Below are 24,149 nucleotides of genomic sequence, written 5' to 3'. Positions count from 1 at the left end.
GACATGAGGTATCCAGTCCTCATGCAGGACACGCGGGAGACGGAAGCGGAGTCGCGAGTGCACACGGAACACGGGCAGTCGGAACAGGGCCGGACGCCCGGAACGAGCAGGGAAGCAGCCGCGGAAGCCGGGGCGCGGACGGCACCGCACGGCGCGGACCGGCCCCCCGGGCCGGTGGTCGCCGGGTTGCTGCTCGCCGCCGGCGGCGGCCGGCGGCTGGGCGGCCGCCCCAAGGCCCTGCTGGAACACCGCGGCCGGCCACTGGTCGAACATGCCGTCCGGGTGCTGCGCGAGGGCGGCTGCGGTCCGGTGCATGTCGTCCTGGGCGCGGCGGCGGACGACGTCCGGAAACGGGCCAACCTCTCCGGATGCGTACAGGCGGACAACCCCCGGTGGGAGGAGGGCATGGGGACCTCCCTGCGCGCCGGACTCGCGTCGCTCGCCGCGTCGGGTGCGGACGCCGCCCTCGTCCTCCTGGTGGACCAGCCGGGGATCGGGCCGGCGGCGGTGGCCCGGGTCCGGGCGGCGGGTTCCTCCCCGGCCGGCCTCGTGGCAGCGTCGTACGACGGGAAGCGGGGCCACCCCGTACTGTTCGGCGCCGACCGCTGGGCGGACATCGCGGCGACGGCGGTCGGGGACCGCGGGGCCCGCAGCTACCTGAAGGCCCACGAGCGGGACATCACGCTCGTGGAGTGCTCCGACATCGCCGAGGCGTACGACATCGACACCGTCGAAGACCTGTTCCACTTGGAGTGACCGACCTGGCACTCAGCGACGGCTTCTGTCGATCCGGAGAATCTCGATGTCAACATAGCGTTGAACTTCCACTATGAGGAAACTAGTATCCACACGTCAGAAGCGCTCCGTGTCTCACAGAGCGCCCGCGACCGTATCGCGACCCCTTGGCACTCCGTGCCACCATGAGAGTCCTGCGGCCGCAGATACCGCCCGCTGAAGGAGTGACAGCTCATGTCCGCACCAGCGCCGTCTCCGCTGGCCATCGTCGATGCCGAGCCCCTGCCCCGGCAGGACGAGGTCCTCACCGATGCGGCCCTGGCCTTCGTGGCCGAGCTGCACCGGCGGTTCACCCACCGCCGTGATGAGCTGCTCGCCCGCCGTGCCGAGCGCCGTGCCGAGATCGCCCGGACGTCCTCGCTCGATTTCCTCCCGGAGACCGCGAGCATCCGTGACGACGACAGCTGGAAGGTCGCGCCGGCTCCGGCCGCGCTGAACGACCGCCGCGTCGAGATCACCGGCCCGACCGACCGCAAGATGACCATCAACGCCCTGAACTCGGGCGCCAGGGTCTGGCTCGCAGATTTCGAGGACGCGTCCGCCCCCACCTGGGAGAACGTTGTCACAGGCCAGCTCAATCTGACCGACGCCTACGAGCGCAGGATCGACTTCACGGACCCGGGGTCCGGCAAGTCGTACGCACTGAAGCCCGCCGCCGAACTCGCGACCGTCGTGATGCGTCCGCGCGGCTGGCACCTCGACGAGCGCCACCTGGTGCTGGACGACCGCCCCGTGCCCGGCGCGCTGGTCGACTTCGGCCTGTACTTCTTCCACAACGCCAAGCGTCTCGTCGAGCTCGGCAAGGGACCCTACTTCTACCTGCCGAAGACCGAGTCCCACCTGGAGGCGCGCCTCTGGAACGAGATCTTCGTCTTCGCCCAGGACTACGTCGGGATCCCGCAGGGCACCGTCCGCGCGACCGTCCTGATCGAGACGATCACGGCGGCGTACGAGATGGAGGAGATCCTCTACGAGCTGCGCGACCACGCCTCCGGGCTGAACGCGGGGCGCTGGGACTACCTGTTCTCCATCGTCAAGAACTTCCGTGACGGCGGCGCCAAGTTCGTCCTCCCGGACCGCAACCTGGTGACGATGACGGCGCCGTTCATGCGCGCCTACACCGAACTCCTGGTCCGCACCTGCCACAAGCGCGGCGCGCACGCCATCGGCGGCATGGCGGCCTTCATCCCCTCGCGGCGCGACGCCGAGGTGAACAAGGTGGCCTTCGAGAAGGTCAAGGCGGACAAGGACCGCGAGGCCGCCGACGGCTTCGACGGCTCCTGGGTCGCCCACCCGGACCTCGTGCCGATCGCCCTGAAGTCGTTCGACGCGGTCCTCGGCGAGAACCCGAACCAGAAGCAGCGGCTTCGCGAGGACGTCGCGGTGGCACCGGGTGACCTGATCGCGATCGACTCCCTGGACGCCAGGCCGACGTACGAGGGCCTGGTCAACGCGGTCCAGGTCGGTATCCGCTACATCGAGGCCTGGCTGCGCGGCATGGGCGCGGTGGCCATCTTCAACCTGATGGAGGACGCCGCGACGGCGGAGATCTCCCGCTCGCAGATCTGGCAGTGGATCAACGCGAACGTCGTCTTCGAGAACGGCGAGCAGGCGACCGCCGAGCTGGCCCGGAAGATCGCGGCGGAGGAACTGGCCGCGATCCAGCTGGAGATCGGCGAGGAGGCCTTCGCGGCCGGCAAGTGGCAGCAGGCGCACGACCTCCTGCTGACCGTGTCCCTGGACGCCGACTACGCGGACTTCCTGACCCTGCCTGCCTACGAGCAGCTGGGGAACTGAGGCACCACTTCTCACGCGGGGCAGCCCCGGTGCCGCACGGCGCCGGGGCTGCCCCGTTCGCCGTTCTCCCCGGAACGGCGCCACGCGTCATCCGCGAGGACGCGGGACGGGCGTCATCCGCCGGGGCAGGGTCCGGGCGTCATCCCCTCACCGCCGTCCCCGCCGGCACGGCAGGGCCTGCGCCACGGCGACGAACGGGGCGGTACAGGCACGCAGCGCCGGAGCTCAGGCGCCGGGCGGGACGCCGAGGTCGCGGCGCATCTCAGCCCTCATGGCCCGGAGCAGGTCCCAGATCTCGTCCTGGGCCCGAGCCGCGGCCTCCACGGCATCGGCCTGCCGGGGGTCACCGCGTTCGAGACGTTTGACCTGCCCGTAGACCGCGGTGAGTGCTTGGTTGACGGCGCTCGCACGCCGCAGCACTTCGTCAGGGGCGATCATCTGCGCTTCGGAGTACCGGTCACGGTGAGCTCTCTTCGCCTCTTCGAGCATGTCCCGGTCCGGCTCCGCCACGTCCCGTTCCCTCATGACATGCAAGTGACGGTTGAGCGCCGTGGTGAACTGGCGTGCTTCCCGGTTGAGTTCCACGAAGCAGGTCCGCCGCAGTGAACGGTTCTCGCGGGCTTCCTCCTGCCCGCTGACGAGCTCGATCTCGCGGCGCTTCGCGCGCTCCGAGGCCCGCTGGGTGAGTAACGATCCCCCCAGCGTTCCCCCGACACCTGCTACCGCGATGAGCACGGAACCGAGATCCACCGTGTACCCCCGTCAGCGACTCCGGCCTCGCACGCGCTGCACGCGGCCCCGGGGTCAAGTCTGCTGCCCTGCCGTGCTCCTGAGGCCCGGAGGTCCGCATCCCGCGCCTCGCCACGCCTCGGGCCTGGCCATCGCCCGGCCACGGCCTGCGCGTCGGGGACCCGGCCGGGGCGGGCCGGCCCACCGGCGGGCGGGAGCGCGTGCGGACGGCGGATCCGAGGCGGCCCACCCAGGAATGACACCGGAATCCAAGCCTCCGGTATGCCCCGGTCTCACCCTTCTTGGGGCTTCACAACCGCGCTCACCAGGCATGTTGGCGAAAGCCACAATCCCTTGACAGCCTACTTGGACGAATCTAGCCTTGCCGCATCCCGATACTTATATTCCACATTATGGAATCTACTCAAGGATGAGTGGCCCGGTGATGAGCGCAGAACCGCCCCGAGCAACCCCCTCCGTCGACGCCACCGACCTCGCCACCGCCGTCCGCGACGCATCGGTCCCGCCGGCGGACGGCGGCCGGGCACAGGCCCGCGATGCACCCGCACTGAGCCCCCGGCTGTACAGCGGCGACCTGGCACCGACCGAGGTCCACGGGCGCCGCTGGGGCAGCTACAACATCTTCACCCTGTGGGCGAACGACGTGCACAGCCTGGGCAACTACACCTTCGCCACCGGCCTGTTCGCCCTCGGGCTCGGCGCCTGGCAGGTCCTGCTCGCCCTGGCCATCGGCGCGGCCCTGCTCTTCGGGATCCTGAACCTGTCGGGCTACATGGGCCAGCGGACCGGGATCCCGTTCCCGGTCATGAGCCGTATCAGCTTCGGCGTCCGGGGCGCCCAGATCCCGGCTCTCATCCGTGGCGCCGTCGCCATCGCATGGTTCGGCATCCAGACGTACCTCGCGTCCCACGTACTGAACGTCCTGCTGATCACGGTGCACCACCCGTTCGTGCGGCTGACCGAGAACTCGGTCCTCGGCCTGTCCACCCTCGGCTGGATCTCCTTCGGGTTCCTCTGGTGCGTGCAGATCGGCATCCTCATGTACGGCATCGAAATGGTGCGGAAGTACGAGGCGTTCGCGGGACCGGTCATCCTGTTCACGCTGTCCGCGCTCGCCGTCTGGATGTTCTGGAAGGCCGGCGGCTCCATCGCACTCTCCAACAACCACCCGCTGACCGGCGGGAGGATGTGGCGCGAGATCTTCGCGGGAGCCTCTCTCTGGGTCGCCGTCTACGGCACGTTCGCACTGAACTTCTGCGACTTCACCCGGTCCTGCAAGAGCAGGAAGTCGATCACGATCGGCAACTTCTGCGGGATTCCCGTCAACATCATGCTCTTCGGGACCATCACGGTCGTGCTGGCCGGGGCCCAGTTCAGGATCAACGGGAAGGTCATCAACAGCCCGGCGGACGTCGTGCAGGCCATCCCCAGCACCTGGTTCGTGGTGCTCGCCAGTCTGGCGCTGATCGTCCTCACCGTCGCGGTGAACCTCATGGCCAACTTCGTGGCCCCCGCATACGCGCTCGCCAACCTCTTCCCCAAGCAGCTCGACTTCCGGCGCGCCGGAATCGTCAGCGGGGTGATCGGCATCGTCATCCTGCCGTGGAACCTCTACAACAACCCGACGGTCGTCAACTACTTCCTCGGCGGCCTCGGGGCCTTCCTCGGCCCGCTGTTCGGCGTGATCATCGCCGACTACTGGCTGATCAGGAAGGGCCGGGTCAATGTGCCCGAGCTCTACACCATGGACACGTCGGCCGCGTACCACTACACACGCGGGATCAACCTCCGCGCGCTCGCGGCCTTCGCACCCGCGGCCGTCGCCGCCATCGTCTGCGCGCTCGTCCCGTGGTTCTCGCCCGTCGCGCCCTTCGCCTGGTTCATCGGCGCCGGAATCGCCGCCGCCGTGTACGTCTGCGTCTCGGACCGGAACGCCGTCCACCAGGACGTCCCCGGCGCCTCCATAGCCGTTCCGAACGTGCACTGAACCGGGGCGGGTCGCTGACCTGCGCCCGCCGGGAACCACCAGCCGAACCACCCGACCCTCTGTGAGGTACCACCGGTATGCGGATACTCGTCGTGAACGTGAACACCACCGAATCCATCACGGAGGCGATCGCCGCACAGGCGAGGTCGGTGGCGTCGGACGGCACGGAGATCGTGGGCCTGACACCGCGGTTCGGCGCCGAGTCCATCGAGGGGAACTTCGAGAGCTACCTCGCGGCGATCGCGGTGATGGACCGTGTCCGCTCCTACCCGGAGCCCTTCGACGCGGTGATCCAGGCCGGCTACGGCGAGCACGGCAGGGAGGGGCTCCAGGAACTGCTGGACGTCCCCGTCGTGGACATCACGGAGGCGGCGGCGAGCACCGCCATGTTCCTCGGCCACACCTACTCGGTCGTCACCACACTCGACCGGACCGTTCCCCTGATCGAGGACCGGCTCAAGCTCGCGGGGCTCTACGGCCGGTGCGCCTCGGTCCGGGCCAGCGGCCTGGCCGTACTGGAGCTCGAAGAGGACCCGGTGGCCGCCGTCGCGTCGATCGTGGCCCAGGCCGAGTACGCCGTGAACGAGGACAGGGCCGAGGTGATCTGTCTGGGCTGCGGTGGCATGGCAGGGCTGGACGAGCAGATCAGGCGGCGCACCGGTGTTCCGGTCGTGGACGGCGTCAGCGCCGCCGTCGCCCTCGCGGAGTCGCTGGTGCGGCTCGGGCTCTCCACCTCGAAGGTGCGCACCTACGCGCACCCGCGTCCCAAACGGATCACCGGCTGGCCGGCCGGCGCCTTCGCCGCCGCGGGCCGCGCGGCGGGTCACTCACCCGGCTGAACCTCTGCGGGCCCGCACGCCGGGACCCGCGTCACGTCCACACCGCTCCGAGCGCCACGAACCCCCCGATCAGCACGAACAGGATCGCCAGCAGCGGCCAGACGAACCTCAGGTACCTGTCGTAGCCCACCTTCGCCAGCGCGACCCCGCCGATGGTGACGGCGGTCGTCGGGACCCACAGGTTCATCCAGCCGCTCGCCGACTGCCAGGCCGTGACGACCAGCGCCCGCGACACCCCGGCGAAATCGGCCAGCGGTGCCAGGATCGGCATCGCGAGCGTGGCGTGGCCCGATGTGGAGGGGATCAGGAACGCCAGCGGGAGATTGACGAGGAAGACGAAGAAGGCGAAGACCGAAGAGGACGTGCCGGAGACCAGCCCCTCGATGGAGTGCAGCACGGTGTCCGTGACCTGCGAGTTGTTCATGATGACCGTGACACCGCGCGCCAGCACGATCACCAGCGCGGGCGAGATGAAGTCTGCGGCGCCCTGCACGATCGTGGCGCTCAGCCTCTGCTCCCCGAACCGGGCCACGATGCCGACGATCACCCCGGCGACCAGGAAGAGCGAAGCCAACTGGGGGAAGGACCAGCCCAGTTCGAAACCGTAAGGGGTGGCGGCTGCGTCCCCGGTGAGGGCGCTCGCCCAGGGGACGACCGAGAAGATCATGAACGCGAAGGTCAGGGCGACCAGGACCAGGACGACCTTGTGCAGGGCGGTCAGCGCCGGGGGCTCCTCGGCACCGGTGGCGCTCTGTTCCCGGTCGCCGGGCAGGAAGCCGGAGAGTGACCGCTCAGGGTCCCTTCTGACCCGCCTCGCGTAGCGGATGACGTAGGCGATGGTCACCGAGGTCAGGACGGCCCACATCAGCGCGCGCAGCACGATGCCGTCACCGAGGGAGATGTCGGCCGCCGACGAAGCCACCCCGGTCGCGAAGGGGTTGACGGTGGAGCACAGCACGCCGATCCCCGCGCCCAGGATGATCGTGCCGGTCGCCACCATCCGGTCGTAGCCGAGCGCCAGCATCAGCGGGACGATCAGTCCGTAGAACCCCAGGGTCTCCTCGGCGAAGCCCTCCACCGTCCCGAGGAGCGCGAACACCAGCATCACACCCGCGATGAGAAGCGCTCCGCGCTCGCGGAGCCGGTGGGCCAGGCGGCCGATGCCCAGGTCGAGCGCACCGGTCGCGAAGACGACCGTGATGAAGGCGCCGATCGCGATGACGAAGAGGAAGACGCCGGCGCTGCCGTAGAGCGCGCCGACCATGTCGGGGCCGACCTGGCCGGTTTTCGCGTCCTGGACGCCGTAGAGCCCGTTGACCGGAGAGAGGAAGAGGTCGTCGAGCCTGCGGACGAGACCCCGGTCGGATGCGACACGGTGGTACGTGCCGTGGATCGGCGCCCCTGACTTGTTCCTGTCGTAGGCGCCCGGCGGGACGAGGAAGGCGAGCGCCCAGACCGCGACGGTGACAGCGGCCAGGATAGTGAGGGCGCTCGGGAAGACGAATCCGCCCTTCTCCGGTGGTTCCTCCTCAGGGGCCTGCGGGGCCCGGACCGTGCTCACCGGGCGCCCCCGGCCGCTGGCCCGGGGCCGGCTCCCCCTGTGGTGACGCGGAGCGCGACGCCGAGGGGGAGCGCGGCGCCGGACGGGCGCGGCGCCGCCGGGTGGGTGATGCGGCAGCGCCGGGCCTCCGGGGGTCCCTGCCGCGCATGAGGACGGAGGTTCGGCGGCGCCGTCGCGTACGGCGCCACGGCCGGCGCGCCACGGCCGGGCGGCGGGGCGGCGGTTCCCACGGCGGTGACCGCCGGTCCGCTCCGGAGCCGCGCACCGGGGCCGCCCCGCAGGCCCGTCGTGCGGGCGGGGCTGCCCGGGCGGATGTTGCCCGTGTCTGCGACCATCCGCCCACACGACCACAGGGAGCCCGGCCCCGCACGTTGTCCGCCGTCCCGCCGGTGCGGTCGTACTCCCCGACGACGCGCCGGGCGGGGACGGGGTCCAGGGGCTCCGCATCGTGCGCCCACGGCCCCGGCTGACTCCGCTTTTCCGCCCGACCGATGAGTTCTCGTACCGGATCCGGTCTGAAGGGTATGGACACGGATACGCAGAGAGACGCAGACAGGACTCCGGACGGCGGGCTGCCCGACCTGGCACCGCCGGCCCGGCACATGGCTCAGCTCGCCGGGGCCGTGGGCGAGGGGCAGCTGGACGACGCGACCCCCTGTCCGGACTTCACGGTACGGGACCTGCTCGCCCATATCGCGGGTCTGACGGCCGCGTTCCGCAGCGTGGCCGCGAAGGAGTTCGGCCCGGACACCGACACCGCACCCGGCAGCGTGCCGGGCCCCGAGCTGGCCGCGGACTGGCGCACGGAGCTGCCCCTCCGGCTGGAGGAGATGATCACGGCCTGGCGCTCCCCCGCCGCGTGGGAGGGCGAGACCCGGGCGGGCGGATTCACCCTGCCGGCCCCGGTCGCAGGGCGGGTCGCGCTGAACGAGCTGGTGGTGCACGGCTGGGACCTGGCCCGTGCGACCGGCCAGCGCTACGCACCCGATCCGGCGAGCCTCGGTGTCTCGTACGCGCTGCTCGGACAGGCGGACGGTGCGGCGCGCGCCCCTGCCTTCGGCCCGGCTGTCGGCGTTCCGCAGGACGCGCCGTTCCTCGACCGGGTGATCGGGCTCAGCGGGCGCAGCCCGGAGTGGAAGCCGTAGTGCCCCCGCGGCGGGCGCGGGGGCCCGCCGCTCAGCCGCCGGTCCCGCAGGTCAGCTGGTGAAGAAGTCGCTGACCGCGGCCGAGAACTGCCCGGGCGCCAAGGCGTGCACGGTGTGACCGACCGGGATCGTGATGGTCCGGGCGTCGGGGATCGCCGCCGCCATGTCGGGGATGCGGTCCTGCGGCATGGTGCTGTCAGGGCCGCCGGTCACGATCAGGGTCGGCGCGACGATCTCGCCGAGCCGGTCGGCCCACTCCGACCCGGGCTTCCGGATCTCGCCCCGGATGGCGGGCACCACGTTCCAGTCGTAGTCGACCGGCGCCTCGGGGCGCACCGGTTCGGCCACCTCCCTGGGGTACGGCGGCGGGGTCTCCTCAAGGACGAGCCGCTCCACCCGGTCCGCGTGCTCCTGGGCCAGCAGGTAGGCGACGACACCACCCATGGAGTGGCCGACGACCCCGACCCGGTCAAGCTCCAGCTCGTCGAGGAAACCCAGTACGTCGTCGCGCATGAGCTCGAACGAGTAGGTGTCCGGCCAGTCGCTCTCCCCGTGTCCCCGCAGGTCGAGGGCGTACACCCGCCATTCGTTACCGAGCACCCGCCCGGTCTCCTCCCAGGTCGCGGACGACCCGCCGAGGCCGTGCAGCAGCACCACCGGCGCGCCGAAGGGGTCGCCCCAGGTGCGGTACGCGAGCCGTACGTCGCCGACATCGACTACTGAGTGATCGTCCATACCGCAGACGCTACCGCGCCAGGACAGACACCTCCGCCGCAGTCACTCAACGACATCGCGTGATTACCAGGCGTGATATTCGGGCAAAGTAGCTCATAGAACCTGCCTCGATCATCGAGCTACTGATCACGAACGGTCCTGGACATGCTCCATTCGCTCAACTCCTTTCTCTCCAGGGCTATACGACCTCGTGGGCAGCTGATAGGAAAGCTTCCTAACAGAACCCCCGACGGACGAACTCCCCCTGGAGGACCCGTGACAACCCCCCACCGCAACTCCGCCGGCCGCAGCAGGCGGATCCTCACGCGCACCGTGCTCGGGCTGGCGCTGGTCGCCGTACCGGCCACCGCGTATGCCGCCAACGCCCCAGCACAGCACGTGAGTTCACACAGCGCACGGCAGGTCTCCGCCGCGGCGACCGGACTCGACGACCCGGCGAAGAAGGAGATCGCCATGAAGCTGGTCTCCAGCGCCGAGAACTCCTCGCTGGACTGGAAGGCCCAGTACAAGTACATCGAGGACATAGGTGACGGGCGCGGTTACACCGCCGGCATCATCGGATTCTGCTCCGGCACCGGCGACATGCTGGACCTGGTGAAGCTGTACACCGACCGGGAGCCCGGCAACCCGCTCGCCAAGTACCTCCCCGCCCTGGAGAAGGTCAACGGCAGCGACTCCCACTCGGGCCTCGGCTCCGCCTTCGAGAGCGCCTGGAAGACCGCGGCCAAGGACACGGCCTTCCAGACCGCGCAGAACGACGAGCGCGACCGGGTGTACTTCGACCCCGCGGTCGAGCAGGGCAAGACGGACGGCATCGGCGTGCTGGGCCAGTTCGCCTATTACGACGCCCTCGTCATGCACGGTGACGGCGACGACGGGACGAGCTTCGGCGCCATCCGCAAGAGGGCCCTGGCCAAGGCCAAGACGCCGGCCCAGGGCGGCGACGAGACCACGTATCTCAACGCCTTCCTCGATGCCCGCGTCTGGGCGATGCAGCAGGAGGAGGCCCACAGCGACACCAGCCGGGTCGACACCGAGCAGCGCGTCTTCCTGAAGAACGGCAACCTGGATCTGCACACGCCGCTCAGCTGGAAGGTCTACGGAGACCCGTACAGCATCAGCTGACCGGGGACCGGAAACGGGCGGGGCGCGTTCTGCACCAGTGGTGCGGAACGCGCCCCGAATGTCATGCCACGGTCAGTGCAGTGCGGCGGCCGCCTTGGCGACGGCCTGCTGCGTGGAGTTGTCGTCGACCGCGGGCTCCCCCGCGGTCTCCACATCCGTGGCGTCCTTGCGGCGTCCCAGGTGGTTGAAGGCCAGGTTGAGCACGATCGCCACCACGCAGCCGGTGGATATGCCCGAATCGAGCACCACCAGCACGTTCTTCGGAAACGCGTGGTAGAAGTCCGGCGCCGCGATCGGTATGAGCCCGATCCCCAGGGAGGTGGCGACGATCAGGGCGTTCTCACCCTTCTCCATGGCCGCGCCCGCCAGCGTCTGGACACCGCTCGCGGCGACCGAGCCGAAGAGCACGATCCCCGCACCGCCCAGCACCGGCAGCGGTACGAGTGCTATCGCCGCCGCGGCCATCGGACAGAGACCCAGCAGGATCAGGATCCCGCCGCCGGTCGCCACGACGTAACGGCTGCGCACCTTGGTCATCGCCACCAGGCCGATGTTCTGTGCGAAGGCGCTCGCCATGAAGCTGTTGAAGAACGGGCTGATCAGGCTGGAGAGGGTGTCGGCCCGCAGGCCCCCCTCGATGATCCGCTCGTCGGCGGGGCGCCCGACGACCTTGCCGAGCGCCAGCATGTCGGCGGTCGACTCCGTCATACAGACCAGCATCACGATGCACATCGAGATGATGGCGGAGATCTCGAACTGCGGGGCGCCGAAGTGGAAGGGCGTCGGGAATCCGACCGGGTCGGCGGTGCGCATCGCGTCGAAGCTGGTCATGCCCATCGGTATCGCGGCGACCGTACCGATCACCAGACCGAGCAGGATGGCGATCTGCTGGAGGAAACCGCGGAGCAGTTTCCGCAGTGCCAGGACTATCACCAGGGTGAGAGCGGCCAGGCCGATGTTCTTCATCGACCCGTAGTCCGCCGCCCCCTGAGTGCCCTGCGCCCACCCGAAGGCGACCGGCAGCAGCGAGACCCCGATGAGGGTGATGACGGTCCCGGTGACGACCGGCGGGAAGAAGCGGAGCAACTTGCTGAAGTACGGGGCGAGTATGAACCCCAGTATGCTCGCCACGATGATCGCGCCGAATATCACGGCGATGCCGTCGTGCCCCCGGCCCTTGCCGATGGCGATCATCGGGCTGACACCGCCGAACGAGACTCCGTTGACGAACGGCAGCCGGGAGCCGACCCGCCAGAACCCGAGGGTCTGGAGCAGGGTGGCGATTCCCGCGGTGAAGAGGCTTGCCCCTACGAGAAAAGCGGTCTCCTTGGCGCTGAGCCCCACGGCGGGGCCCACGATCATGGGCGGGGCGACAACTCCCGCATACATGGCGGCCACATGCTGAAGGCCGCTGCTGAACATCTTGAAGGGCGGAAGGACTTCGTCGACCGGGTGACGCTTCACGATGGTCGCTCCCTGTCCCGCTGAAGTGGTGCCGGGGTCCTCGGAGGTCGCTCCGGGGGCTCCGGTCGATTCGGTGTCGGCGGCTGTTTCTGCTGCATCAGTGCGAAACCTGGGCTCGGCGGCCACGGTGGCTCCTCCGGTCGGGTACACGTCAGCGGTGACGTGGGTGTCAGGGAGGTGGTGCGGAATGCAGGTGCGGCTGCGGGAGGGGTGAAGGCGGTACTGCAGTTGTCACGCGTCAAGTACCGGGCGGGGCCCGGGGTTCCGGGCAGGGCTTCCGGGTACGTCACCGCCCCGGAGGGCGTATGCACTCTGGGCACACACCCCCCGGTCACGGCTGCCGTGAACCCCGCTCGGGTTCGCGGCCGCCGGCCGGGGACCGTCCTCCCCGGCCGGAGCTTGTCGGACGTCAGCCCTGGGCGGCGATCTGCGCCAGACGCCGGGCCTCGTCCCGCGTGGAGCGGGCGATGGCGTCCTCGTCCACCGTGATCAGGTGGTTGTCCTCGACGACGGGCTTGCCGTTCACGAGGGAGAGGGTGACGGGGGCCGCGGCTCCGAAGACGAGCGCGGTCACCGGGTCGGCGATGGAGGCATGGGCGAGGGTGTCCATCTTCCACAGCACGAGGTCGGCGAGCTTCCCCGGTTCCAGCGAACCGATCTCCGCGGCACGGCCCAGGACCTGGGCTCCGCCGTACGTTCCGAGGCGCAGCGCCTGACGGGCGTTGAGGGCCGCTTCGCGGTGGGCGCCGAGGCGGTTGATCAGCAGGGCGTTGCGCAGTTCGGTGTGCAGCTCGCCGGACTCGTTGGACGCGGTGCCGTCGACCCCGAGGCCGACCGGTACGCCGGCCTTGAGCATGTCGGGAACGCGGGCGATCCCGGCCGCCAGACGGGCGTTGGAGGACGGGCAGTGGGCGACGCCGGTGCCGGTGCGGGCGAAGGCGGCGATGTCGGAGTCGTTCATATGGACGCAGTGCGCCATCCACACGTCGTCACCGAGCCAGCCGGTCGACTCGAAGTAGTCGGTCGGGCCCATCCCGAACAGCTCCTTGCAGAACTGCTCCTCCTCGACGGTCTCGCTGCCGTGGGTGTGCAGGCGTACGCCCTTGCGGCGCGCCAGTTCCGCCCCCTGCTTGAGCAGTTCGGTCGAGACGGAGAAGGGCGAGCAGGGTGCGACGGCGACCTGGGTCATCGCGTCGAACGAGGCGTCGTGGTGCTGGTCGACGGTCGCCTCGGTGGCCGCGAGCGCGCCTTCGAGGGTCTCGACGGCGAAGTCCGGGGGCAGTCCGCCGTCCTTCTTGCTGCGGTCCATGGATCCGCGGGCCAGCGTGAACCGTACGCCCATCTCGGCGGCGGCGCCGATGACGGCGCTCGACAGGTCGCCGGAGCCCTGCGGGAAGACATAGTGGTGGTCCATCGCGGTGGTGACACCACCGCGGGCCATCATCGCGAGGGATCCCTGCGCGGCCGAGCGGACCATCTGCTCGTCGATGCGCGCCCAGGTCGGGTAGAGCGCGACGAGCCAGTCGAAGAGATTGTGGTCGGTCGCCACACCCCGGGTGATCCACTGGTAGAAGTGGTGGTGGGTGTTGACGAGACCCGGGGTCACCAGGTGCCCGGTGCCGTCGATCCGGCGTACCACGCCGGTGAGCCCGTCGGGGGCCTTGCCCGCGCCGACGGATTCGATGCGATTCCCTGCGACCACGACATGACCCGATGCGTACTCGGTGTCGTGGGCGTCGACTGTCGCGATGGCTACGTTCTCAATGACCGTGCGCGCGGCTGCCGTTGCTGCCATGGGGATACCTTCTCTCGCAGTAGCGATGTGGGCACGGCAGGACCCCAGGAGGATTTGAGTACCGCAGCCGCGTGGCTCCGGGTGCCGAAGTAGTGAAGCGAAGCGATTCCGGTCCGGTGCGCCGCCGCCGGCGGAAGCGGCGGGCGGCGGCGCGCCGGTCGGGTATCAGAGGTTGGTCATGTCGACCGGGATACGGGCCTCGGCGCCGTCCCGCAGGATGGTCGCCTCGATGAGCCCGTACGGCCGGTCGGCCGCGTAGTAGACCTCGTTGTCGTTCTTGAGCCCGAAGGGCTCCAGGTCCACCAGGAAGTGGTGCTTGTTCGGCAGCGAGAAGCGGATCTCGTCTATCTCGCTGCGGCTGTTGATGATGCGCGAGCCCATCTGGTACATGGTCTGCTGCAGGGAGAGCGAGTACGTCTCGGCGAAGGCCTGGAGCATGTGCTTCTTGCTCTGCTCGTAGGACTTCTCCCAGTTCGGCATACGGTCCGCGTCGCTGGCCCAGCTGTACCGCCACTGGGCGGACACCGCGGTCGCGAGGATGCGGTCGTACGCCTCCTTGAGCGTCGTGTACTTGTCCTTGGCGTAGCCCCAGAACTCCGAGTTGGTGGAGTTCATCACCGTCAGGTCCTTCAGACCCGAGATGACCTGCCACTTCTCACCGTCGTAGGTGATCTCGGCGGTGCGCAGCTCCTGGCCCTTGCGGACGAAGGAGTGCTGCACGTCGTCGGCCCCGATGAACTGCGAGCTGGCGTCGGAGGTGGCGATGCGCTCCCAGGCGTACTCCTCGATCCGGATCCGGGCCCGGTGGATCCCTTCCTGGGTGGTCACGAAGTGCCGCGCCAGGTGGATGCCGAACTGCTCGGCGGACTCGATGCCGTACTCCTTGGCGAACGCGAACACCGTGTTCTTGGTGGTGTCGGTCGGCAGGACGCTGGCGTTCGAGCCGGAGTAGTGGACGTCGTCCATGTCGCCGGAGAGGGCGACCGAGACGTTGAGGTCCTTGATGTGGTGGGTGTCGCCGTCCCGCGTGATCTTGACTACGCGGTTCTCTGCTTTGCCGTACTGGTTCTGGCCGAGAATCGTGGGCATGTCGGTGCTAGCTCCCTCGGTATACGGAGTAGCCGAACGGGTTGAGCAGCAGCGGTACGTGGAAGTGCTCACCCGGGACGACGGCGAACGTGATCGCCACCTCCGGGAAGAAAGCGCCGCTGTCCCTTACGCGGGGGGCGTCCTGCTGTGCCTCGGCTTGTTTCTTGGAGAAGTACGTCTCGGTATCGAAGTCGAGGCGTACGTGGGTGGTTCCTTCCGGCAGGGCCGGCAGGTCCTTGCAGCGCCCGTCCGCGTCGGTCGCGGATCCGCCGAGTGCCGTCCACTCCGCAGCGGGGCCACTGCGGGCCCCGAGCGAGATGGCGACACCCCCGGCGGGGCGCCCGACGCTGGTGTCCAGGATGTGCGTGGACACCGAGGCGGTGGTCTGCGTGCTCAAGACCTTCACTCTCCTTCTTCCGCGGCCGCCGCGTTCTCCGCGGCTGCCGCTGCGACCAGGTTCAGCCGGATGCGGTTGATCTTGCCCAGTTCGGTGCGCACGATCGCGCGTTCCTGCTCGGGCGTATGACCGGACCGGGCTTTCATCGCGTCGCGCATCTGCTCGCCGGTGGCACCGGTCGCGCAGATCAGAAAGACATGTCCGAACCTCTCCTGGTAGGCCAGGTTCAGTTCGAGCATCTCGGCCTTGAGCTCCTCGGTCGCTCCGGCCATCCCCCGCTGTTCACGGGAGGATGTCGGGTCTCCGGGTTTGGGCCGCCCGATCGGCGGGTGCCCTGCCATCGCCTCGGCCAGGTCCTCCTCGGTCAGTTCGGCCGTGGCGGCGTCACTGGCGAGAAAGAGGGCTTCGGTGGTGGCGTACGGGCGCTGGGCGAGGATTTTGCTCCCCCAGACCGAACTGGCGCAGACCTCGTGGAGCACGGCTCGCGCCGCGCTGTCCCGCAGGGTGTTGAACCGGGCAAGACCCTCGGGGGTTCCGGGGCTCTCCCCCGGCAAGCGCTCTGGACTCGAAGTCACGGGGACCTCCGTGGCCTTGTATGGGCCTTGTGCTGGACGGGCTGCGGATAGCTAACGCCCTCGGAAACACCACGTCAACACTTTGTTGAAAACTTGGTGAGACAAAAACCGCCGCCCGGTATCCCGGACGGCGGCTGTCGGCTCCGGCGGGGCCCAGTGCCGCCGCGTCGGGGACGCTCAGTCGCCCTTGGCGACGTTTTCCCTGTTCAGGTAGTTGTAGACGGTGAAACGGCTGACCCCGAGCGCGCCGGCGACCGTCTCCACGCCGTGGCGCACGGAGAACGCGCCCCGCGCCTCCAGTATCCGCACCACGGCCTGCTTCGTCCTGCGGTCGAGCTCCGCGAGCGGCACCCCGTGGCGGCGCTCCAGCCCCGCCAGGATGTGATCGAGGGAGTCCGAGAGCTGAGGCAGCCGCACGGCCAGGACATCCACGCCTTCCCAGGCGAGCACCACATCGTCCTCCGTCGCCTGGCCCGGTACGAGGATCTCGGCCCCCATGGCGTCCACCAGCGGCTTCACCGCGGCGACGAGCGGGTGGTCTCCCGGCTCGGTCACTTCTCGTCCTCCCCGTCCTGCCCGATCACGTTCACCTGGAGGGAGACCCGGGTGGCGCCCGCACCCAGGGCCCGGCGGAGCAGCGCGTCCACAGCGGTCAGGACCGCGTCCGAGCCGCCCTCGGCGGTGTTGCCGAACGGCCCGACGTCCACCGCGTCCAGCTCGGCGGCCTGGATGACCTCCCGCGCGACCACCGCATGCGGCGGCGCATCGTCGAGATCAAAGGGCTCCGTCGTGAATTCCACTCTCAATCGCACGCGCACAACCTACTGCGCGGGCCAGGAAAAAAGGCAGGCCCACTTGACAGCTCCGCAGGACGGCAGGCAATCTTCCATCAAGTAGAAAGTAACTTCCGCAATACGGAAGGAGCGCCGAACGCCTTATGGGCTACACGGACCAGCGCTTCGATGTGAACCTCTCGATCCTCTTCACGGAACTCCCGCTCCTGGAGCGTCCCGCGGCTGCCGCCGCGGCCGGCTTCACGGCGGTCGAGCTGTGGTGGCCCTGGATCGAGTCCCCCACCCCTCCGCAGGCCGAGCTCGACGCGCTCAAAAAGGCGCTCGACGACGCCGGCACCCAGCTGGTGGGTCTCAATTTCTACGCCGGCCGGCTCCCCGGCCCGGACCGCGGCGCACTCTCCGTCCCCGGTCAGGAGTCCGAGCGCTTCCGCGCCAACATCGACGTGGCGGCCGACTTCGCCGCATCGGTGGGCTGCAAGGCCCTCAACGCGCTGTACGGCAACCGCGTCGAGGGTGTGGACCCGGCCGTCCAGGACGAGCTCGCCCTGGAGAACCTCACGGTAGCGGCCCGCGCCGCCGACCGGGTGGGAGCGATCCTGCTCATCGAGGCGCTCAACAAGCCGGAGTCGCCGCTCTGCCCGCTGGTGAGCGCACCGGCGGCGATCGACGTGGTCAACAAGGTCAACGCCCTGACGGGGCTCGGGAACGCCAAGTTCCTGCTCGACCTCTACCACCTGTCGATGAACGGCGAGGACCTCAACGAGGTCATCGACACCTACGCCGCGCAGACCGGCCACGTACAGATCGCGGACAACCCCGGCCGCGGTGCGCCCGGTACGGGTTCGCTGCCGCTGGAGGACCTGCTCGACCGGCTCGCCAAGGCCGGTTACGACGGCTGGGTCGGCCTGGAGTACAAGCCGGGTGACCGCCCCAGCGCGGACGCCTTCGGCTGGCTCCCCAACTGACCATCTTCACCCGCGTGTTGAAAGAGGAACCCCGCATGAGCAATCTCCCCAAGGTCGCATGGATCGGCCTCGGCATCATGGGCTCCCCGATGTCCGAGAACCTGATCAAGGCCGGCTACTCGGTGACCGGCTACACCCTGGAGCAGGACAAGCTGGACCGGCTTGCCTCCGCAGGCGGCACGGCCGCGTCCTCGATCGCCGAAGCGGTGCGCGACGCCGACGTGGTGATCACCATGGTGCCCGCATCCCCGCACGTCGAGGCCATCGCGTACGGCCCCGACGGCATCCTGGAGAACGCCAAGCAGGGCGCGCTGCTGATCGACATGTCGTCGATCACCCCGCAGACCTCGGTCGACCTGGGCAAGGCCGGCGGCGAGAAGGGCCTGCGGGTCCTGGACGCCCCGGTCTCCGGCGGCGAGGCCGGTGCCATCGAGGCCGTACTGTCGATCATGGTCGGCGGCGAGCAGGCCGACTTCGACACCGCGAAGCCGATCCTGGACGCGCTGGGCAAGACCATCGTGCTCTGCGGTCCGCACGGCGCCGGCCAGACGGTGAAGGCGGCCAACCAGCTGATCGTCGCCGTCAACATCCAGGCGTGCGCCGAGGCCGTGGTCTTCCTGGAGAAGTCCGGGGTGAACCTCACCGCGGCCCTCGACGTCCTCAACGGCGGGCTGGCCGGTTCCACGGTCCTGACGCGCAAGAAGGACAACTTCCTGAACCGGGACTTCAAGCCCGGCTTCCGGATCGACCTCCACCACAAGGACATGGGCATCGTCACCGACGCCGCCCGCAACGTCGGCGCCGCGCTGCCCGTCGGCGCGGTCGTCGCCCAGCTGGTCGCCTCGCTGCGCGCGCAGGGTGACGGCAACCTCGACCACTCCGCGCTGCTGCGCTCGGTCGAGCGGCTGTCCGGCTCCCAGGCCTGACCCTCCGTCCTGCATCCGGGGCTCCGGCCCCCCTCCGCACTCCGGCCCGCGGCAGCGCTGACACCTGTCCTGTCGCGCCCAGGCGCTGCCGCGGTCCGGTCTCCTCCACTTCAATTTCAACAAACTGTTGACGCGGCGTTCGCAGCGTATTTACGCTCCTCAAGCCGTCAGCAGCCCAGTACGGAAGGTCCACGATGTCGAAGCGCGTGCTTACGACCGAGTCAGGCGCCCCGGTCGCCGACAACCAGAACTCAGCCACCGCCGGCGTCGGCGGCCCTGTCCTCATCCAGGACCAGCACCTGCTGGAGAAGCTCGCCCGGTTCAACCGGGAGCGCATCCCGGAGCGCGTCGTCCACGCCCGCGGCTCCGGCGCCTACGGCTACTTCGAGGTCACGGACGACGTCACCGGCTTCACCCGTGCCGACTTCCTCTCCAGCGTGGGCAAGCGCACCGACACGTTCATCCGCTTCTCCACCGTGGCCGACTCGCTGGGCGGCTCGGACGCGGTCCGCGACCCCCGCGGCTTCGCGCTGAAGTTCTACACGGACGAGGGCAACTACGACCTCGTCGGGAACAACACCCCGGTCTTCTTCATCAAGGACCCCATCAAGTTCCCTGACTTCATCCACTCGCAGAAGCGTGACCCGTTCACGGGCAAGCAGGAGCCCAACAACGTCTGGGACTTCTGGGCGCACTCCCCCGAGGCCACCCACCAGGTCACCTGGCTGATGGGCGACCGCGGCATCCCCGCCTCGTACCGGCACATGAACGGCTACGGCTCGCACACCTACCAGTGGACGAACGCCCAGGGCGAGGCCTTCTTCGTCAAGTACCACTTCAAGACGAACCAGGGTGTTCGCAGCCTCTCCGCCGACCAGGCCGCCGAACTGGTGGGCAAGGACGGCAACAGCCACCAGACCGACCTGCTGCAGGCGATCGAGCGGGGCGTCAACCCGTCCTGGACGCTGCACGTCCAGATCATGCCGGCGGCCGAAGCGGCCGACTACCGCTTCAACCCGTTCGACGTCACCAAGGTGTGGCCGCACAGCGACTACCCGCTGCAGCGTGTGGGCCGCCTCGTGCTGGACCGCAACCCGGACAACGTCTTCGCCGAGGTCGAGCAGGCCGCGTTCTCGCCGAACAACTTCGTTCCCGGCATCGGCCCCTCGCCCGACAAAATGCTCCAGGGCCGTCTCTTCGCGTACGCCGACGCCCAGCGCTACCGCGTGGGCATCAACCACACGCAGCTGCCGGTCAACGCCCCGCGGAACGCGACCGTCGACAACTACGGCCGCGACGGCTCCATGGCGACCCGCTACGGCTCGCGCTACGACAAGAACTACGAGCCCAACTCCCACGCGGGCCCGGCCCAGACGGACGCGCCGCTGGCCGCCCCGATCGCCGTGACCGGCTGGACCGGAGCACAGGGCGCAGCCGAGCACGTGAAGGACGACGACTTCTTCCAGGCCGGCGAGCTCTACCGGCTGATGTCGGAAGACGAGAAGTCGCGCCTGATCTCCAACATCGCCGGCGGCCTCTCGCAGGTCACCCTCGACCAGGTGATCGAGAAGAACCTCGCGCACTTCCACGCCGCCGACACGGAGTACGGCAAGCGCGTCGAGGAAGCGGTCCGCGCACTGCGCGAGGCCTGAGCAGTACCGAACCGATAGACGGCGCAGGTGACTTGACGGGAGGTCAGGTCATCGGCGCAGTCCGGTCCGCCGTCCCGATGAGGGGTGGCCGGTGGTCCGGACAAGCCTGCGGACCGCGGCGGAGTGACGATGCCAGTGCGGTGGTCAAGGCTCCTCCGGCGCTCTCCTGATGTGAAGGAGAGGGGCCGGTCGGCCGATCGCACTCCGCCGCGGTCCCCTGCTGTTCCACCGTGCGCATGCCGCACCGCGGTCCCACCGCGAAGAGCATCACCACAAGCTCCGCCCGGCGGCGCGAACGTCCTGTCGCGCCCAGTCTCGTGCCGCCGGGCGGTACACAGCAGCACGAGCCGGAGTGCGGAACAGGGTCCACGATCCCTTGTTCCGCACTCCTTTTCGTATGCCGGGGCCCGGCGGCTCCACAGCCCCGGGCGGCGGGCGCCACGGGAGCAACTGCCGGAAGCGCGGCCCGGAGAGCCGCCGCGGATCGAAGAGCGAAGAGCGTCGGATCGGGCAGCGGGCAGTGCTGGTGAAGGTCCTTGCCCAGGAGACTGTCCCGGAGCCGGATCGTTCGGATCGTTCGGATCGTTCGGATCAGGCTGGCATCCTGGCCCGCACGGCCGAACCGACAGACCGACCGACCGCTCGCCGATGCCGGGCTCACCGCCTTCATCAGGGCTGTTCGACAGGACCCCGGGCCTCCCGCCCGTGCCGTAGGCGCGGCAGAGCTGCGGCATGCGCAGCGACTCCGCGCCGGGGCCCGGCCTCCGGGCCCCGGGATCGCCCGCGTCGAGGATCTGACGGTCGGGCAGGCTGCCGTGGGGGCCCGCCTCTACCGGCCTTCGGCGGCGCTCCGGCCGCTTGTGGTGTTCCTCCATGGAGGGATGTGAACGATCGGCGATCTGGAGTCGCACGACCGGGCATGCCGGCGACTGGCACTCAGGACCGGCGCCGCCGTGCTGAGCGTCGACTTCCGCCGGGCCCCTGAACACCCGTGGCCGGCCGCGGTCGACGACTGCGTGGATGCCATCCGGTGGGCGACGGCCGGCGGCGTTTCCCGCGCCGGGAGCTCAGGCCCGGCTGTCGTCATGGGCGACAGTTCCGGCGGGAACCTCGCCACGCTCGCCTGCCTGCGTCTGCGCGACGAGGGCGGGCCCCTGCCGGCCGCCCAGATCCTGGTGTACCCCAGCACCGATCTGACACTCTCCAGCCCCAGCGCACGGTCGAAGGCCACAGGATGGGGGCTGACGACCGACGACGTCGCGTGGGGGGCCGAGCAATGGGTCCCGGACCCGTCCCGGCGCGGCGACCCCGGGGTCAGCCCCTTGTATGCCGCCGACCTCGGCGGGCTGCCGCCCGCGGTTGTCGTCACCGCGGAGCACGACCCCCTTCGGGGACGAGGGCGACGCCTGTGCCGCCCGGCTCTCCGACGCGGGCGTTCCCGTCAGACACCGCAGTGAGGCCGGGATGGTCCACGGATTCCTCACCCTCGACACCCTTTCTCCCGCCGCCGCTGAGGCGGGAGAAAGGGTCTTCGCGGACGTCGCCGACGTGCTCGCCCACATCCGCTGACGCCTCGCCACACGGCGACGGCCTCGGCGCACTCGGCGCGTGCGGCCCGATGGGCCCGAGGCCCGGCCGGACCCGCACGCAAACACGCATTCGCCGGGCCCCCGCACCGGCTGGGCGCCGCGCTCCCTCGCCCTCCGGCCGGGGCTCCCGGGCCAACGCGAACAGGGGCGGGCCGCCGTTGCCGGCAGCCCGCCCCTGTTCGCGCGAGGTCAGGAGGTGATCAGGGGACGGATCGCGGTCGGGCTGTGGCCCGGCTCGGTCGCGATGTCCTCGAACTCGTTGACGCTGGCGATGTCCGTGCCGCTCATCGAGATGTTGGTGATCCGCTCCAGGATCGCCTCGACGACGACCGGCACGCGGTACTGCGCGGCCAGCTTCTTCGCCTCCTCGAAGGCGGGCAGCAGCTGGTCGGGCTCGGTCACCCGGATCGCCTTGCAGCCGAGGCCCTCGGCGACCTTGACGTGGTCCACACCGTAGACACCGAGCTCGGGAGAGTTGATGTTCTCGAACTCCAGGTTGACCTCGAAGTTGATGTCCAGGTTCCGCTGCGCCTGGCGGATGAGGCCCAGGTAGGCGTTGTTCACCAGGACGTGCACGTACGGGATGTTGTGCTGCGCACCGACAGCCAGCTCTTCGATCATGAACTGGAAGTCGTAGTCACCGGAGAGCGCGACGACCGTCGCACCGGGGTCGGCGGTGGCGACACCCAGCGCGGCCGGGATCGTCCAGCCCAGCGGGCCGGCCTGGCCGCAGTTGATCCAGTGGCGCGGCTTGTAGACGTGCAGCATCTGCGCGCCGGCGATCTGGGAGAGCCCGATGGTGGTGACGTAACGGGTGTCGGGGCCGAACGCGCGGTTCATCTCCTCGTACACACGCTGCGGCTTCATCGGCACGTTGTCGAAGTGCGTACGGCGCTGGAGCCTGGCCTTGCGGTCCTGAGCCGATGCGGCCCACTCCGTGCGGTCCGGGAGCTTGCCGGCGGCCTTCAGCTCGCGCGCGACCTCGACGAACAGCTCCAGGGCGGCCTTGGCGTCGGAAGCGATCCCGAAGTCGGGGGCGAAGATCTTGCCCAGCTGGGTGGGCTCGATGTCGACGTGGACGAACTTGCGGCCCTTGGTGTACGTGTCGAGCTTGCCCGTGTGGCGGTTGGCCCAGCGGTTGCCGATGCCCAGGACGAAGTCCGACTCCAGGAACGTGGCGTTCCCGTAGCGGTGCGAGGTCTGGAGTCCGACCATGCCGGCGTTCAGCTCGTGGTCGTCGGCGAGGATGCCCCAGCCCATCAGGGTCGGGATGACCGGCGTACCGGTCAGCTCGGCGAACTCCACCAGCAGCTCGGAGGCGTCGGCGTTGATGATGCCGCCGCCCGCGACGATCAGCGGACGCTCCGACTCGTTGAGGAGCGTGATCGCCTTCTCGACCTGGGCGCGGGACGCGACCGGCTTGTAGACCGGCAGCGGGGTGTACGTCTCCGGGTCGAACTCGATCTCGGTGAGCTGCACGTCGATCGGCAGGTCGATGAGGACCGGGCCCGGGCGGCCCGAGCGCATCAGGTGGAACGCCTGCTGGAAGACGCCGGGGACCTGTGCGGCCTCCATGACGGTGGTCGCCGCCTTGGTGACCGGCTTGGCGATCGAGGCGATGTCGACGGCCTGGAAGTCCTCCTTCTGCATCACCGCGGTCGGAGCCTGACCGGTGATGCAGAGGATCGGGATGGAGTCACCGGTGGCGGAGTAGAGACCGGTGATCATGTCGGTGCCCGCGGGGCCCGACGTACCGATGCAGACGCCGATGTTGCCGGGGTGGGTACGGGTGTACCCCTCAGCCATGTGCGAAGCGCCCTCGACGTGGCGGGCGAGCGTGTGCTGCACACCGCCGGCGGCCTTGAGAGCCGCGTAGAACGGGTTGATCGCCGCGCCCGGCACGCCGAACGCATTGCTGACGCCCTCGCGCTTGAGAATCTCGACTGCCGCTCGGGCAGCGGTCATACGAGGCATTGAATACTCCTGCTCGCCAGTCGGAGTGGGCCTCCTGTCGCGCCAACCTGAGATCGCCCAATTCCGTATTACGGAAGTTCATTTCTGCTATACGGAAGCAATGTAAGAGCTGGCTCCGCCTGCCGTCAAGAGAGGGAGGGCGGACTTGCGTCACCTGTGCGAAGTGCGCCCCCCGGCCGGGCCGGTTGATGGACG

21 protein-coding genes are annotated in these 24,149 nt (G+C 69.4%); 10 read left to right on the top strand and 11 right to left on the bottom strand.

The features are described from left to right. Positions 1–186 precede the first annotated feature (186 nt). Together OG917_RS27695 and aceB are read left to right on the top strand one after the other, a co-directional pair. Entirely contained in the window at positions 187–756 is a 570-nt protein-coding gene (locus OG917_RS27695; protein ID WP_443059104.1) for a nucleotidyltransferase family protein, read from the top strand. Between the two features lie 213 nt (positions 757–969). Further along, positions 970–2,592, top strand: a complete 1,623-nt coding sequence (aceB, locus tag OG917_RS27690) for a malate synthase A (RefSeq protein WP_328320685.1) — start codon at positions 970–972, stop codon at positions 2,590–2,592. A gap of 225 nt (positions 2,593–2,817) precedes the next feature. On the opposite strand, the gene OG917_RS27685 is transcribed toward aceB, so the two are convergent. Next, entirely contained in the window at positions 2,818–3,342 is a 525-nt protein-coding gene (locus OG917_RS27685) for a hypothetical protein (protein ID WP_328320683.1), read from the bottom strand. A gap of 424 nt (positions 3,343–3,766) precedes the next feature. On the opposite strand from OG917_RS27685, the gene OG917_RS27680 reads away from it, so the two are divergent. Together OG917_RS27680 and OG917_RS27675 are read left to right on the top strand one after the other, a co-directional pair. Beyond that, on the top strand, positions 3,767–5,329 hold the full coding sequence (locus OG917_RS27680; protein WP_328320681.1) for an NCS1 family nucleobase:cation symporter-1: 1,563 nt from the start codon (positions 3,767–3,769) through the stop codon (positions 5,327–5,329). A 77-nt stretch (positions 5,330–5,406) separates the two neighbouring features. Then, positions 5,407–6,168, top strand: coding sequence for an aspartate/glutamate racemase family protein (locus OG917_RS27675; RefSeq protein ID WP_328320679.1), 762 nt, complete (start codon positions 5,407–5,409; stop codon positions 6,166–6,168). 31 nt (positions 6,169–6,199) lie between these two features. On the opposite strand, the gene OG917_RS27670 is transcribed toward OG917_RS27675, so the two are convergent. Next, positions 6,200–7,729 carry a YfcC family protein gene (locus OG917_RS27670; protein ID WP_328320677.1) on the bottom strand — a complete coding sequence of 510 codons (1,530 nt, stop codon included), beginning with the start codon at positions 7,727–7,729 and terminating at the stop codon, positions 6,200–6,202. Positions 7,730–8,331: 602 nt separating this feature from the next. Here OG917_RS27670 and OG917_RS27665 point away from each other — a divergent pair. Continuing rightward, positions 8,332–8,874 (top strand): TIGR03086 family metal-binding protein, encoded by a 543-nt coding sequence (locus OG917_RS27665; protein ID WP_328320675.1) that lies wholly within the window; start codon positions 8,332–8,334, stop codon positions 8,872–8,874. A gap of 51 nt (positions 8,875–8,925) precedes the next feature. Here OG917_RS27665 and OG917_RS27660 read toward each other — a convergent pair whose 3' ends face one another. Further along, positions 8,926–9,609, bottom strand: a complete 684-nt coding sequence (locus OG917_RS27660; protein ID WP_328320674.1) for an alpha/beta fold hydrolase — start codon at positions 9,607–9,609, stop codon at positions 8,926–8,928. A gap of 255 nt (positions 9,610–9,864) precedes the next feature. Here OG917_RS27660 and OG917_RS27655 point away from each other — a divergent pair, with 255 nt between their 5' ends. Further along, positions 9,865–10,734 (top strand): chitosanase, encoded by an 870-nt coding sequence (locus OG917_RS27655; RefSeq protein ID WP_328320672.1) that lies wholly within the window; start codon positions 9,865–9,867, stop codon positions 10,732–10,734. A 72-nt stretch (positions 10,735–10,806) separates the two neighbouring features. Here the strand turns inward: OG917_RS27655 and OG917_RS27650 are convergent, their stop codons facing one another. From OG917_RS27650 to OG917_RS27620, 7 genes are all read right to left on the bottom strand, one after another. After that, complete coding sequence (locus OG917_RS27650) at positions 10,807–12,156, bottom strand: nucleobase:cation symporter-2 family protein (RefSeq protein ID WP_328322231.1); 1,350 nt, start codon at positions 12,154–12,156, stop codon at positions 10,807–10,809. Positions 12,157–12,607: 451 nt separating this feature from the next. Next, positions 12,608–13,993 carry an 8-oxoguanine deaminase gene (locus OG917_RS27645; RefSeq protein WP_328320670.1) on the bottom strand — a complete coding sequence of 462 codons (1,386 nt, stop codon included), beginning with the start codon at positions 13,991–13,993 and terminating at the stop codon, positions 12,608–12,610. A 165-nt stretch (positions 13,994–14,158) separates the two neighbouring features. Beyond that, positions 14,159–15,082, bottom strand: coding sequence for a factor-independent urate hydroxylase (gene pucL, locus OG917_RS27640; RefSeq protein WP_328320668.1), 924 nt, complete (start codon positions 15,080–15,082; stop codon positions 14,159–14,161). Positions 15,083–15,089: 7 nt separating this feature from the next. Continuing rightward, positions 15,090–15,479: a hydroxyisourate hydrolase gene (gene uraH / locus OG917_RS27635; protein WP_328320666.1), complete on the bottom strand. Its 390-nt coding sequence runs from the start codon at positions 15,477–15,479 to the stop codon at positions 15,090–15,092. A gap of 5 nt (positions 15,480–15,484) precedes the next feature. Beyond that, positions 15,485–16,054, bottom strand: coding sequence for a 2-oxo-4-hydroxy-4-carboxy-5-ureidoimidazoline decarboxylase (gene uraD, locus OG917_RS27630; protein WP_328320664.1), 570 nt, complete (start codon positions 16,052–16,054; stop codon positions 15,485–15,487). Between the two features lie 177 nt (positions 16,055–16,231). Further along, positions 16,232–16,609, bottom strand: a complete 378-nt coding sequence (locus tag OG917_RS27625; protein WP_328320662.1) for a helix-turn-helix domain-containing protein — start codon at positions 16,607–16,609, stop codon at positions 16,232–16,234. Further along, entirely contained in the window at positions 16,606–16,866 is a 261-nt protein-coding gene (locus OG917_RS27620; RefSeq protein ID WP_328320661.1) for a hypothetical protein, read from the bottom strand. Before OG917_RS27620 ends, OG917_RS27625 begins: the two co-directional genes overlap by 4 nt. Positions 16,867–16,991: 125 nt before the next feature. Between OG917_RS27620 and OG917_RS27615 the strand changes: the two genes are divergently transcribed. The 4 genes from OG917_RS27615 (at position 16,992) to OG917_RS27600 (ending at position 21,848) form a co-directional block, all read left to right on the top strand. Next, entirely contained in the window at positions 16,992–17,813 is an 822-nt protein-coding gene (locus OG917_RS27615) for a TIM barrel protein (protein ID WP_328320660.1), read from the top strand. Between the two features lie 35 nt (positions 17,814–17,848). After that, positions 17,849–18,739 (top strand): 2-hydroxy-3-oxopropionate reductase, encoded by an 891-nt coding sequence (locus OG917_RS27610; RefSeq protein ID WP_328320658.1) that lies wholly within the window; start codon positions 17,849–17,851, stop codon positions 18,737–18,739. A gap of 194 nt (positions 18,740–18,933) precedes the next feature. Then, on the top strand, positions 18,934–20,391 hold the full coding sequence (locus OG917_RS27605; protein WP_328320656.1) for a catalase: 1,458 nt from the start codon (positions 18,934–18,936) through the stop codon (positions 20,389–20,391). An 890-nt stretch (positions 20,392–21,281) separates the two neighbouring features. After that, entirely contained in the window at positions 21,282–21,848 is a 567-nt protein-coding gene (locus OG917_RS27600; protein WP_328322229.1) for an alpha/beta hydrolase, read from the top strand. Positions 21,849–22,169: 321 nt separating this feature from the next. Here the strand turns inward: OG917_RS27600 and gcl are convergent, their stop codons facing one another. Then, the gene (gcl, locus tag OG917_RS27595; protein WP_328320654.1) at positions 22,170–23,954 is read right to left on the bottom strand and encodes a glyoxylate carboligase; all 1,785 of its coding nucleotides are present in this window, start codon (positions 23,952–23,954) and stop codon (positions 22,170–22,172) included. Positions 23,955–24,149: the final 195 nt, after the last annotated feature.

Origin of the sequence: Streptomyces sp. NBC_00388 (assembly GCF_036061255.1) — a bacterium.
GTDB lineage: Bacteria > Actinomycetota > Actinomycetes > Streptomycetales > Streptomycetaceae > Streptomyces.
This window is presented reverse-complemented; position numbering and strand designations above follow the sequence as displayed.